Genomic DNA, 12,654 nt, shown 5'->3' on the forward strand with positions numbered 1-12,654 from the left:
CGAGGGCGCGAGCGCCTAGTCTAGCGACCTGGGGGTTCACCTGGGGTGGCAGGGAGTGGCCCACGTTCACCCACGTTCCCCGGACCCCCGTTCTCCCAGCCCAGGACCACCTCCGGAGCACACGAACCGCGGTTTGCGACCGGCGGTCGGCCGCGGTGACCCACACTGGCACCGGTTCACCCCGGTTGGCATCCGCTGGAGAGCACACACCGCGCACATCATCGAAGATCACCGGTCCGTAGCCAGGTCGCACGAATCCTGGTGACGCGAGTGAGGCCCTCGGTCTGGCGCCGTTGATCCACGTCGTAACAGGTCGCCGAGATGCCTGTTCCTCGATACTCTGGGCGACCGTGACGATCCGTAGTCTCGTGCCGCTACCCGTCCGTCGCCACTTTCGCGATCTCAGCGCCGGCTACAGCACCCTTTGGCTGATCGCGGGCATGTGGGAGGACCAAGGGTTCACGCCGTCCGGTGATCCGAACGACGAGACCAGCGAGCGGCGAGGATTCTGGCGTGAGTTCGAGGACAACGTGGACTGGACCGATCCCACCCACGTGAACCGTGTTCTGCGTGTGTACGAGACGCTGATCGACGCGATGCCACCAGAAGCGTTGGCGAGCACCCGCAAGTTTATGGAACGGCAAGGCTTCGACGTCGACCTTGAGGGCAGGATCAGCCCGAAGTCAGACAGCGCCCTCTCCGCTGCGGCGACGATGCCACGGGCGCTGACCGCGCTGCGAGACCCGGAGATGATCCTGGACTCGTTCGAGCGAATCAACAGGGCACTCCCGAGCGACCCAGCCCAGGCCATCGGGTCTGCGAAGGAACTGGTCGAGGCAACCGCAAGGACCGTGCTCGAAGAGCTGGGCATCTCGTTCGACGGCAAGACCGCTAAGCTGCCTCAGCTCATCGACAGGGCGCAGCGCGAACTCGGGCTTCACCCGCAGACCATCGCACCGGGGCCGGACGGCAGCCAGGCCGTCAAGCGCATCCTCGGCGGGCTGTCGGGCATCGCGCTCGGCCTCGGTGAACTGCGCAACGAGGGCTGGGGCACCGGCCACGCCGCACGCCGCACAGGGCTGCGTCCTCGTCACGGTTACCTCGCGGTCGGAGCGGCGCACACCTGGTGCCAGGTCATCCTCGACACGCTCGCCGATCCGGCCGCACCTTGGCGGGCGCAGGCAGGCGCCACGGCAAGGTGATCCCTCACCTGCGCGGGATGGGTAAGAAACAATCGAGCCGAGGGGCCGGACTCCGTCAGACCAGCTCCCTGCGGTCCCGCGCAGTCCCGACCGACGCCCAGCGCCCGCATCAGCACGGGCTGTGCTGGACCAGTTCGCGCAGTTCCTCTTCCCGATCGGTTCCTCTGGCTGCCGATGGGATTCCGGTCAGCCGAACAACCGACCCACGAGGGCGCCCTGGCCGGACTGCAGGACGTGCGCCGTGCGTAACGGTATCCAGAAGCACTCGAACTGAGTGGGCTCCTGCTCGCCGTCGTGGTCTTCCTGGCTCGCCCATCGCTCGGGCGTCGGCCCGTGCAGCGCCAACTCGAAGACGTGGCGACGCTGGATCTCGAGGCGGAGCGGGCTGATGTCGTACTCAATCTCCCCCAGCTTGCGCACGACGGTGAAGCCGGTCAGTCCGGTCTCTTCGCGGGCCTCGCGCAGCGCCGCGTCCGCCGGGTCCTCACCGGGGTGGACGCTGCCGCCGGGCACCTGGATGCCTACCTCCTCGTAGCTGAAGTCGGTGTGTCGGAAGACGAGCAAGTGCCCTTCCCGCACGACGTAGCAGAGAACCTTGTTGGTGATCACCTTCTCGGGCACGGTGCCTTCCTCCACTCCTTTCCTCTGGTGCGTCTACCCGGGGTCTGGCAGGTGTGTGTCGGGCGGGCCGAAGATGGCTTCCTGGGCCGCTCGGGCGAGGGTGGCCTGGGTGGTGGCGGGTAGGCCGAGCCTGTTCCAGTGGAAGATCACGTGTAAGGCGATTACTGCCCGCAGGCCACGGGTGAGGGTGCCCCTTTCCCGCTGGCGGTGTAGAGCTGCGCCGGCGTGTGCGAATGCGGTGTGCCAGTCGCCGGGGGTGCGAGGCGCGCCGAGCAGCAGGCTCCGAACGTCTCCGGTGAACCTCTCCCACCTTGGGGCATCGGCTGTGGGTGACTGGTTGAGGTGTGCTGCGCGGTGCTCGACGACTTGGGCCCAGACGTCGCCTTGCTCGTTGAGGTCCAGCCCTGCCGCGCGCATCAGGGCGGTGCACAAGATCAGCGAGTGTTCGCGCCGGGTGGTGGGGTGCTCGTGGAGGTAGGTGAGGAGGTGCCGGCTGTCGTGGTGGAACAACGTGTGAGCGGTGGTCATGGCGTCGTGTCCGCCGAACGCGTGGGTTTCGGGTTCGTAGATGTCACCGGCCCAGGTAACCCCTTCGGTGAGCAGTCGCCGGGCATGATCTCCGCTGTCTGAGCTGTTCGTGGGGAGGTAGCGGATGCGCCAGGCGCCTTTGCGGATGAACCACCAGGAGGTGATCAGGCCGGCGGTCTCGGCGGCGGGAAGCACTCGGCGCAGGTGGGCGACGGCCTGTTTCTCGCGCTGCCGGGCGGTCGGGTCGGGGAAGGTGATGTTGATTTGTTGCCAGGGGGTGTGGTCCACGGTGGCTCTTTCGTCAGGTGAGGAGGAGGCAGGCGTCCCAGGCGGTAGTGGTGGCGGTGACGAGGTCGACTCCTGCCTTTCCGTCGAGGAGTCCCTCGGGCTCGTTGGTGGTGGGGGTGGCGTGCCGGTGTAGATCGTTGACGAGATCGAGGGGTATGGGGGTGAGGGCGTCGGAGGCGATGCGGCGGGCGGTGGCCAGCAGTGCGGCGGTGCCGTGGCACAGGCTTCGGTCGGTGAGCCGTCGGAGTTGTGCGGGGTCGGTGATGCAGGTGGTGAAGGCGGTCTCGGCGAGGCGCTGCCGAGTGGTGTCGTGCAGGGCCTGCGCGGCGAGTTGCTGCGCGCGGGCGATGCCCGGGGTGCCGTAGCACCAGGACGGCCGCAGCGGGGTTCGCTGGGCCGATGTTCCGCGGTGTAGGTCGGTGAGGGTGATGGTTTGCGGCCACCAGATCGTGCGGTCGGTGTGCTGCTGCCAGGCGTCCAGCCATCGGCTGATGCGCTTGATCGCCGTGGTTTGTCCGGCGACGGTGATGCCGTCGCGAAGGGTGAGGGCGAGCAGAGCCAAGGGACCGGTGATGCCGTGCGCCATACCGAAGTTCGCGTGACCGCCGGCGGGCGGTGGCTGGCGGCGTTCGGGCCCGTTCCAGCACCACCAGCCGGGTAGTTCGCCTTGCGGTTCGGTGAGCCGGATGAGGTAGTCCAGGACTTGGCGGAGCAGGTCGTGATTGCCGAGCTGGCGCAGGACGACGCCGAGTCCGGTCAGTCCGCGGATGAGGTCGTACTCGGCGTAGTGCGGCTGCTGGTGTTGGTCGATGCGGCGGTGGGCAGTGTCGAGTCGTCGGCGGGTCACCGTGGCGGTGCCGTCGGCGGTGGCTGCTCGTGCCTGGGCGAGCCCTGGATGGTCGGTGGTGGCGAGGACAAAGGCGAGTGCGGGAGCGCCGTAGAAGAGGCTGGCCCCGTCGGCGATGCTGACGCCATCGGCGGTGGCGTCGCGCAGTGCCGCGTACGCTGCGGGCCAGTTGCCGGTTTCCAGGTGCAGCAGGGCGATGCCGGCCTCGCCGTCGGCGAGGGACTGGCCCGTGGTCACGGCTTACGCCCGGCGAGGGTGGTGCGGGCGATGGTTCGGGCCAGCCGCAGGCAGTGCCGTTCGGAGGTCAGGTCGACGCCGATCATGCGGGCGTGATGCAGGTGCAGCAGGTCACCCAGCACCGCGTCGGGGTCGAGCCCGTCACTGACGACCAACGACCGGTAGGCGGCCAGCGCTGCCGCGAGTCGCTCGTCATGCACTGGGCGTCGGGCATGTTCGAGCTGGGCGGGGTCGAGGCGGGGACCGGTTCGGTGGGCGACGTGGGTGGCGAGCCAGCGCGGCCCGTCGCCGGTGAAGCTGTTAGCGAGGGCGATCATCCCGGCGGCGGTGGCGGCTTGGCGGTCTCCACTAAGCCGGTGCAGGGCGGCACGGGAGTCGGCGGCGAACACCCGCTCGGCGGCGGCGAGGGTCGCTGCGGCACCGTGGCGGGTCTCCGGGCGGTACGGGTGCAGGCTGTAGTCGTGTACGACGGCTTCACCGTGCAGGTGCTGCACCCAGCCGGCGAGATGGCGGGCGATGTCGGCGAACCAGTCGGTGCCCGGAAGCGGGATGCGCAGCCGCAGGTGCGGCTCGGGGTGGGCATACCGCAGGAACCACCAGCCGGCTGGGAGGTGGTCGGCGGGGCGGCCGGCGAGGTCGGTCAGGATGTCGTCGAGCCGACCGTGTAGATGTGCCTCCAGCCACCGTGACCGCCCAGGCCAGTGCTGAACAGTGGTGGCGGTTCGGGTTGGTCGGGCTGGTCGGGCGGCTGGCGCGGGATGGGTGAGGGTGAGCAGGAGTTCGGCGGGGCGCTCGTCGATCCAGCCCGCTGGCCGGGGAGCCTCAGTGACCACGGTGCGGGGATGCCGATCGAGGTGGTCGCGAAGAACCGCCAGGTGGGCGGGGTTGTCCAGGTCAAGGCGTATGCGTATGTCGTCGTCGCCGACCAGGACCTGCTGAGGGATGTGCCGCTGGTGGCGGTGTCGCTGCCAGGCGGCGCGCCACTGCTGCCATCCGGTGCCCTGAGCGGGAAGCGCGGTGTGGTCGATGATCCAGCGGGCGGGGTGCACGATGGTGCGTCCGCGCCGTAGGCGGGGTAGGAACGGCAGGCCGCTGGCGTATCCCCAGTCGAACCGGCTGCACGGTGTCGTCCACGCGGTCCAGATCTCGGCCAGGAACCGCATCAGCGGCTGCTGCAGTGTGGGCAGCAGCACGCTGTTGAACAGCAGCGGTTCGACAGGCTGACCGGTGGCCGCCGATACGAGCCACAACCGGCGTCCGTCGCCGGTCACCGCCAGGTCCTCGAGCGTGTACGGCGGTGCCGGCTGAAGCTCGCCGACAGGAAGGACGGGCAGCAGTTCGGGCGTCCGGGCTACTGCGGTGAGGCGGGCGTCAAGGGGTGGTCCGGACAACTGCACCGTGGCCGCGCCAGGCATGGCGGTCGGCAGATGCCGGTAGACCTGCTGGAATCCGGCGAGTTCGGCGGGGGTGAGCAGATGCAGGAACCGGGCCGCGGCCACCCCGGCGTGGCGGGACCCGCTGAGCATGGTCAGGGTGAACGCGCCGCGGTCCAGATCGCGCGGAGTGTCGGCGGCGAGAGTGAACCGCAGTTCGGTGTGCGGGATCGGCGGCCGGTCGTCATCCCCGCGCAGCCGGTCGATCAGCGCATCGTCGAGCAGCACCTCGGCGCAGCCGTCGAGTGCGGCCTGCTGCGCGAGCTGTCCGAGCAGCCGGTCGCGGGCGGTGAACAGCGCTGGGGCGCGGCGAGTGGATCCCCGGTAGCCAGCCGGAAAGCCCAGCACGTTCAGCACCTCACGGATGGGAACAGCCGCTCCTGGACCCCATCGCTCGATGAACGCGTTGTGGTACTCGGCCCATCCGGGGGAAGGTGGTGGCGCTACCGCCACGAGCGTGGACGAGGCCCGTTCCGCCTCTTGCAGTACCGGCGGTGGCAGGGTCACGGCGATGTCAGCGCGTAGATCGACGGCGGTCCGGCTGCCCGGCGCCGGAATGACGTAGTGGCGGGTGATGTGGGAGGCCGGGTCGGTGGCGGTCATGGGTGGGCGGAGGGCCGACAGCAGCACCCCGGTGTGGACCAGTTCGGCCAGAAGCCGCTCGGCGTCGGCGGTGCTGGCGGTTCCGGCGATCGTCGCGGCGAGGTCGGCGAACCTGACTGGGGACCGCGCCGCCTGGATCGCCGCCCGGATCGGGCCGGTCAGGCGGACCTCGACGTCCCACCGCCGATCGGCGCTGGCTTGGGCACATGGCAGCACCCACCTTTCGCCGCGCCGGTATCCCAACGAGTTAGTCACGACGGCGACGGTGCGCAGTGCGGCCAGGTCATGTTCGGCCCGCGCGGTGTGCTCGGCGATGAACTGACCGTCGGGGCGGGAGACCGCGCGATGAGCCTCGCCCAGGCGAACCGCCGCGCGAGCGCCGAACTGGACCGGGGCCACGCCGGCGAACATGCCGAACGGGGTCGCACGGGTGGTCCAGCGCAGGAGGTACCGGACCGCTGACTGCACCAGGCGCCGCAGTCGCTGCTGAGGCATCGGCTCCCCGCTCAGCGTGCGTTGGATCTGGTTGGACAGCTGCGGCGCCGCGTCGGTAACGGCTGCCGCGAACCCGGGCAGCGTCCACGTCCTGTCCAGCCACTCGCGCCACTGATCCGGATGACCATGGGCCATGTCGGGCCAGGGAGGCAGAACGAGGCCCTTGGGGTAGGCGGCGATTCTGATCAGCGCCGCACCAGCTGCGGGAACCATGATGCACCACCGAATCGGCGGGCCCGGCGCGCTCGGCGCCGGGCCCGATCGTGAGAGGAACGGATGGGTCAGTTGCCGCCGTCGCACTTCGTGGTGCAGGCGTTGGAGCCGGTGTTGCCGGAGCCGCACCCGTCGTCGGTGGCGGTGGCGTAGCCGCCCGCGGTGGGGCCGGCGTCGACCAGGCTGACGTCCAGGGCGAACTCCGAGGTGTCGGTGTCGTTCACGTGCGTTCCCTTCTATGCGGGGGTGAAGGTGAGGACGAAGCGGCTGTGCCGCTTGTCCAACACCGTCCCGGCCGGCAGGTCGCCGTCGGGAGTACCAGCGGGCAGGACGTGCAGCACCGGTGAAGGGCTGCCCGCGTCCAGCCACGCGCGCATCTGTCCGACCATCCGACCGGCCGCCGACGCGGCGTCGGGCCCATGTGCAGAGGCGCCGAGGTCAAACATGTCGTCGTCGTTCCAGCGCAGCGTCGAGCGGTAGCAGATCGCGCCGTTGTTGAGGGCGGCCGGTGTGCCGAAGCGCCACGCCGGGGCGACGACGCCCGCATCGACGGCCTCTTGCTGAGCCGTGAGAACAACGAACTGCTGTCCCGCATCGGTGATGCGGGTCGCCAGCCACAGGTCGAGGTCAGCCAGGACGGTACGAGGGGGCAGGCTCACCCCGGCCCATGCCTGCGTCTGCGGCTGCGCCAACAGCTCACCGACGGCGTGGCGATTGACCTGCTGGTCCTCGTCCAGCCGCAGGTGCACCCCGTCAGCGATGTCGACGTACCGCACCTGATGTGCCCCGGCGCCCTGCATCGACACGAACCCGCACAACCGCTGGCTGTGGCTGACCAGCCGGTCCCTCGTCCGACGCATCGCCCATGAGCGGGTCATCCCGAACGTCCGCAGCGGTACGACCAGCGTTCCGTTATCGGCGAGCTGCGCGGTCCAGGCCGGTGAGATGTCCCAGGCGCCGACCGTGACGATGATCAGGTCGTATGAACGGTCCGGGTTGACCGGTTGCTCGGCGTCCGCACACACCACGACCACGTCGTCGTAACCCGCCATGGTGAGGCAGGCGGTGGCCCGGTCGGTCACCTCACGATCGATGTCAACGGTCGTGACCGAGCCCGACGGGCCGACCAGCTCGCGCAGCAGCGCGGCGTTGTATCCGCCGGAACCGATTTCCAGGACGTGCCGGCCGGCCAACCCGCCGTCGACGGCGTCGGCGGCCTGACCGAGCATCTCCGCGATGAGCCACGGCGCCGACACCGAACTGACGGCCTCGTCGCCGATCCGCTTGGTCACCACGGCCTGGCCGGCCCGGTACGCCTCCGTCAACGCGGCATCCGGTGTGAAGAGATGGCGTGGCACGGACCGTAGTGCCGCCTCCACCTCGGGCCGCAGGATCAGCCCTTTCTCCGCGTGATCAGCGACGAGCTGATCGACCATTGCGGCGTGGAGGTCCTCGCCGCTCGCCGTGTCGACACTCATTCGGGTGTTCTCCCCTTCCATCAGGGCCGCCCGATCGGATGGCCCACCGTTCCGCTCTTTTCGGGCTCAACCGAGCGTCAAGCCGCTGGACTCGCCAAGTCACCTGGAAGTCTGAAGTCGATGTGGTGCCGGTCGCAGGTTGCGTCCCGCTGGCCCGCGTAACGGTCAGGCATATGCAGCGATGCCCATACGCATAACCGCTCGTACGGTGGTAGGCCGAGGACACGGCCGACGTGTATCAAGATCACGGCGGCGAAATGTCTCCTGCTCCACTGCAACCTCCCTCGCTCGTTCGAGTCAGGGGCGGATCTGACGAGTAGCCAGGCCCGTCTCCACACTCGCCCGTCGAGTCGGTGGAGTGAATGCCAAGCATGCGGACGAAGCGGTTGTCCGCATGTGCGCCACCGACGAGCTTCTCTTGCATCTACGCATGTCGGTGTTCTCGGTTGCGCCGCGCTGAACACTGAGTGACCCTATGTGCGCGATATCCATGCTGATCATCGCCATGGTGGTGTGAACAGCCAGAGGAGGCGGTGCTATGGGCCAGACCCCGCGGATGCTTCAGCCGTCCCTGTCTGAGCGCCACTTCTTCGGTGCCGAGCTGCGTCGGCTGCGGGAGCGGGCCAACCTCTCGCAGGCGCGACTCGGCGCGATGATTCGGTTCAGCGCTGACCTGGTGCGTCGGGTCGAGACAGCGGACCGTTTCCCATCCCGGGAATTCGTTGAATCCTGCGACACGGCGTTGGTGGCCGGAGGGGCGCTGATCCGCCTGCTGCCGCTTCTTGAGGGAAGTCGCGCCAATGAGGGTATGCGGACAGCTTCCCCGAGCGGTCCTACCAACGCCGGCAGCCTGCTGGCCGCCCGAGCGTCGGAGACGTCCGGGGTGGCGGACATGGTCGTCCGTGTTCCCTTCCAGCCCGGCGTTCTTGACCGCGCCGCGCTGGACTGGCTGAACGCTCCAGCGGGACCCCGTCTGTCCGTGGCCGGCCGAGCCGGTTCGCCTGATCAGGTCTGCGAAGAGGATCTCGACTCCGCTGAGACCGTCCTGGCGAAGTTCCGCCAGTTGGATCACACCCACGGGGCCGGACGAGTCCACGCTCAGGTGCAGCGGTACGTCGAACGCGAACTGAACCGGCTACTGGCCAGCCCGCCCGCCTCGGAGGCGATCGGTCGGCACCTCTACACCTTGGCGGCGGGATTCTTCGAGCTCTGCGGGTATCAGGCGGTCGACACGGGCGCTCATGGCCTCGCCCAGCGCCGCTACCTTCGCGCTCTACGTCTGACGGAAGCCGCCGACGACCGCCTGTACGGCAGCTACCTGCTCGCCGTGAACATCGGCCACCTCGCGCTGCACTGCGGCCACGCCGAGCCGGCACGCAGGATGGCGCTGACGGCGGTGAGAGGAAGCGAGACCCGGGCGACGCCGGCAGTGGCAGCCGCGCTGCACGCGGTAGTGGCGCGCACGCACGCCCGCCTTGGATGCGAGGGCGACTGCCTGCTCCACCTCGACATCGCGGAGAGGCAACTGGCCCGCAGCAAGCCCGAGGACGAGCCGGCGTGGATCCGGTACTTCGACGCGGCGTACTTCGCCGACGAGATCGCCCACTGCTTCCATGACCTGGGCCGACCGCAGCAGACCCAACGGCACCTGGGCGACGCTCTCACCGCCTTGAGCCCCACTCACGTCCGGCGACTCGCCATCGACACCGCGCTCCTAGCTTCGTCGCTGGTCGCCGCCGGGCGCATCGACGAAGCCTGCGCCACCGCACGCGAGGCAGTCGACTACGCGGCACGAACCACCTCACACCGCTGCCTGCAGCGCATCGTCGAGGTACAGGCCGACCTTGAGCCCTACCGGTGTGAGCCGGAGGTCCGCGAGTTCGGCGAGTACGTGCGTCACCGACTACCGCTGGCCGCTGTGTAACCCCCGTTTATCGTTGGCCGCACCCGTCATCACGGAGCGGTAGTGAGCGAGCTCCGCCTCCAGCGCCGCGTCTGCTCGCCGGGACGACGCCACATAGTGACCGACACCAGCAAGGAGCAACACCTCGGGTGCCATGCCGAGAGACGTCAACTCGTCGGCGAGTTCGCATACACCCTCGACTACGGCCACCTCATCGGCGGTGCCGTGAATGAGCAGCACCGGCCGTTGGATTTCGGCGGCACGGACGGGGCCGGCGCCCCCGCGCAGCCGCGTCGCGTGCGCCCGCTGGAACCGGGGCACCGTCTGCGCCCACCTATTAGGATCGACGATCGCCGACACGGCGGTGGCAGCGGCGAACGGGCCTTCCTGTGCCACCGCGTGCAACGCGGTGTAGCCCCCGGCGCTGGCACCACGGATGAACAGCTGCCCCGGCACCGCCCGCCCCGTCGACAGCAAGTGCACCGCCACCGCCGCACAGTCATCGACGTCGTCCAGGCCCCACCGGCCGTACAGCGATTCCCGGAAAGCCCGGCCGTACCCGGTGCTACCCAGGTAGTCGACATCAACGACGGCGAACCCGCGACTGGTGAAGAACTGCGCCTGCCAATTCAGGCGCAGCAGGCAGGAGGCGGTCGGCCCAGGATGCGCCCGGACGATCACCGGTGCCTGCCAGTCCGCCGCCGAGCCCGTCGGCGGATACACCAGGGCAAGCACCTCCCGACCACTGGCCACTCGAACGCGCAGCTCCGTCGGCGTCGAAACGCACGCCCCGGCGAGTGCGGCGTGCTCCGACCTGGCAAGCACCTCCACCTGGGGGTCAGCGTCAGCCAGGTCCACGAGAGCGACCTGAGGGGCTACGGTCGGTGACGATCCGATCAACGCCACCGTCGTCCCTTGGAGGGCGAGGCACGGCTTGATCGACGTGTACGGCAGGTCGACCGGGCGGACAGTGCCGTCGGCCTCGACGACGACGAGGCGGTGTCGCGGCCCCTCCTGCACCGCCACGACGATCCGACCGTCGTCGAGGAAGCCATACGACGCGTAACCCAGCTCCCATGGCTCCGCGGCGCACTCACCCGCCATCGGTGCTACCGCCTCCACCCGGTGGCCGTCCCACCGGTAGAGGTTCCACCAGCCACTGCGGTCCGACACGAAGTACAACGTCCCGTCGGGTCCCCACCGCGGCTCAACCGCCGATTCATCCGGACCGCCGGCCAATCTCACGGCGCTCTCGACCGAACCACGCGGCGAGTAGGACGCCACCCACACCTCACACGCGTCCCAGGGCATGTCCCGCTCGCTCCACGCGGTCCAAGCCAACCAACCCGGACCCGGCCGAGGCGCACCAAGAAACCCCCGGGACGAGACAAGAGTCCGCATCTGCGGAGCACCGGTGAACGACACCGCGACGAGTTCGTCACCCTGCCCCGACTCCCGCACAGCCAGCAACTCGCCGTCGCCGACCGTCAGGTCACCGAAGCATCCACGGCTAACCAATTCACGTTCATCGCCGTGACGACAGCTCCGGTAGAGGCCATCTCCGCCGACGCACCACAACGTCCCCTCGGCGACAGCGAACGACCCGCCCCCGTACGCGTGAACGCCACTGGCGACATCGAAGCCCGCCGGACTGACATCACGCTTGCCCTCGCCGGGCCGCCAACGCGTCACCGTCGTACCCCCGCCAGCGTCGGGGCGAGTCTCCAGCCAGTACAGGCCGTCGTCACCGGTACGCAGCTGGTCATGGCTAACGGAGGCGCGAACGGCGTCGTCCAACGACACTTCAGCGATCCTGTCGCCCAGCCTCATCACGGGTCCTCCTCGAACAACTTCCACGCGGGCCGGACGACGGCGGGCTCGTCAACCGGGCGCCGGGACACCGGCGCGGCCACCGGCAGGCTGCGGTCTTCCGGGCCGGCGTGAGCGCCTAGACGTGGCCGACTCTACGTCCGAGCACCTCGTCCCTGCCCCCCCCCCCCCCGGATCACCTTGCGAACTGCCTCCGCCCGATCGCTCTCCCGGGGCATCGTCGATGCGGACAACAGCTCTCGTTCAGCATCGTTACTGATCATGCCTTGGGTCTCGGCAGGAGGCCGTGATGGTCGGCGAAGGAGCGAACAAGGTCTTCGAGTATGGCTTTGCCCTTGGCTGCGGTGGCGTGGGACGGCAGACCGATGACGCCGCTGGTGGTGTAGCCACTCATGCCCCGCGTGAGGAGGTGACGTCGATCGTCCGCTAGGTGGTCAGCATGCTGGAAGCCATCACGCACCACCTCGGGCGCGACGTGCAGAAGCAGCGAAACCTCGAGCTCACCAGCGTGCATGTCCTGGTGGGCTGTGCTGTGTAGGCCGGCGACAACTCGAGCGTCATCCCAGTCGGCCCGAGCGGGGAACAGAGTCATCCTCGGGCCGGCGACGTTGGCTTCCTGAACGACGTTGGCAAGCGCGTAGTTCCCGCCGTGTCCGTTGATCACAGCGAGCCGATCGATGCCGGATTCACGCAGGGATTCAGCGATGTCAACGACCACAGCGGCCAGAGTGGTTGCGCTGATGCTGACCGTTCCAGGCCACGCCGCGTGCTCGTGGGAGCAGGAGATCGTCACAGGCGGCAGCAGAAAGAGGCCGTAGCACTCGGCGACCGCCTTCGCGATCGCGCATGCCACGATGGTGTCCGTCAGCAGCGGCAGGTGGGCGCCGTGCTGTTCGAAACTCCCGACCGGGAGGACCGCGACGGACGCCGCTCGCTCGGACTCGTCGGTGCTCGTCGCCGTGGTGATCAGATCCAC

At 69.0% G+C, this 12,654-nt stretch carries 9 protein-coding genes and 1 pseudogene; 2 read left to right on the top strand and 8 right to left on the bottom strand.

What is annotated here, in order from left to right; genetic code table 11:
• The first annotated feature begins 350 nt into the window (after positions 1-350).
• Entirely contained in the window at positions 351-1,202 is an 852-nt protein-coding gene (locus AB0F98_RS28790; RefSeq protein WP_357741686.1) for an abortive infection family protein, read from the top strand.
• Between the two features lie 186 nt (positions 1,203-1,388).
• On the opposite strand, the gene AB0F98_RS28795 is transcribed toward AB0F98_RS28790, so the two are convergent.
• The 6 genes from AB0F98_RS28795 to fxlM all read right to left on the bottom strand — a co-directional run bounded on the left by AB0F98_RS28795 (position 1,389) and on the right by fxlM (position 7,945).
• A complete protein-coding gene (locus AB0F98_RS28795; protein WP_357741689.1) occupies positions 1,389-1,823 on the bottom strand; it encodes an NUDIX domain-containing protein in 435 nt (144 codons plus the stop codon).
• Between the two features lie 33 nt (positions 1,824-1,856).
• A complete protein-coding gene (locus AB0F98_RS28800; RefSeq protein ID WP_357741692.1) occupies positions 1,857-2,639 on the bottom strand; it encodes a thiopeptide-type bacteriocin biosynthesis protein in 783 nt (260 codons plus the stop codon).
• Between the two features lie 13 nt (positions 2,640-2,652).
• A complete protein-coding gene (locus AB0F98_RS28805; protein WP_357741695.1) occupies positions 2,653-3,723 on the bottom strand; it encodes a lanthionine synthetase C family protein in 1,071 nt (356 codons plus the stop codon).
• Positions 3,720-6,467, bottom strand: a complete 2,748-nt coding sequence (locus AB0F98_RS28810) for a lantibiotic dehydratase (protein ID WP_357741698.1) — start codon at positions 6,465-6,467, stop codon at positions 3,720-3,722. Before AB0F98_RS28810 ends, AB0F98_RS28805 begins: the two co-directional genes overlap by 4 nt.
• A 68-nt stretch (positions 6,468-6,535) precedes the next feature.
• Complete coding sequence (gene fxlA / locus AB0F98_RS28815) at positions 6,536-6,691, bottom strand: FxLD family lanthipeptide (protein ID WP_088643751.1); 156 nt, start codon at positions 6,689-6,691, stop codon at positions 6,536-6,538.
• A 12-nt stretch (positions 6,692-6,703) separates the two neighbouring features.
• A complete protein-coding gene (fxlM, locus tag AB0F98_RS28820) occupies positions 6,704-7,945 on the bottom strand; it encodes a methyltransferase, FxLD system (protein ID WP_357741701.1) in 1,242 nt (413 codons plus the stop codon).
• A gap of 538 nt (positions 7,946-8,483) precedes the next feature.
• On the opposite strand from fxlM, the gene AB0F98_RS28825 reads away from it, so the two are divergent.
• Positions 8,484-9,869 (top strand): helix-turn-helix transcriptional regulator, encoded by a 1,386-nt coding sequence (locus tag AB0F98_RS28825; protein ID WP_357741704.1) that lies wholly within the window; start codon positions 8,484-8,486, stop codon positions 9,867-9,869.
• Here the strand turns inward: AB0F98_RS28825 and AB0F98_RS28830 are convergent.
• Together AB0F98_RS28830 and AB0F98_RS28835 are read right to left on the bottom strand one after the other, a co-directional pair.
• Positions 9,842-11,030, bottom strand: a pseudogene (locus tag AB0F98_RS28830) (prolyl oligopeptidase family serine peptidase). The gene AB0F98_RS28825 and the pseudogene AB0F98_RS28830 sit on opposite strands and share 28 nt — an antisense overlap.
• Positions 11,031-11,937: 907 nt before the next feature.
• Positions 11,938-12,654 (bottom strand): creatininase family protein, encoded by a 717-nt coding sequence (locus AB0F98_RS28835; RefSeq protein ID WP_357741707.1) that lies wholly within the window; start codon positions 12,652-12,654, stop codon positions 11,938-11,940.

The organism is Micromonospora sp. NPDC023737, assembly GCF_040639715.1.
Lineage (GTDB): Bacteria > Actinomycetota > Actinomycetes > Mycobacteriales > Micromonosporaceae > Micromonospora.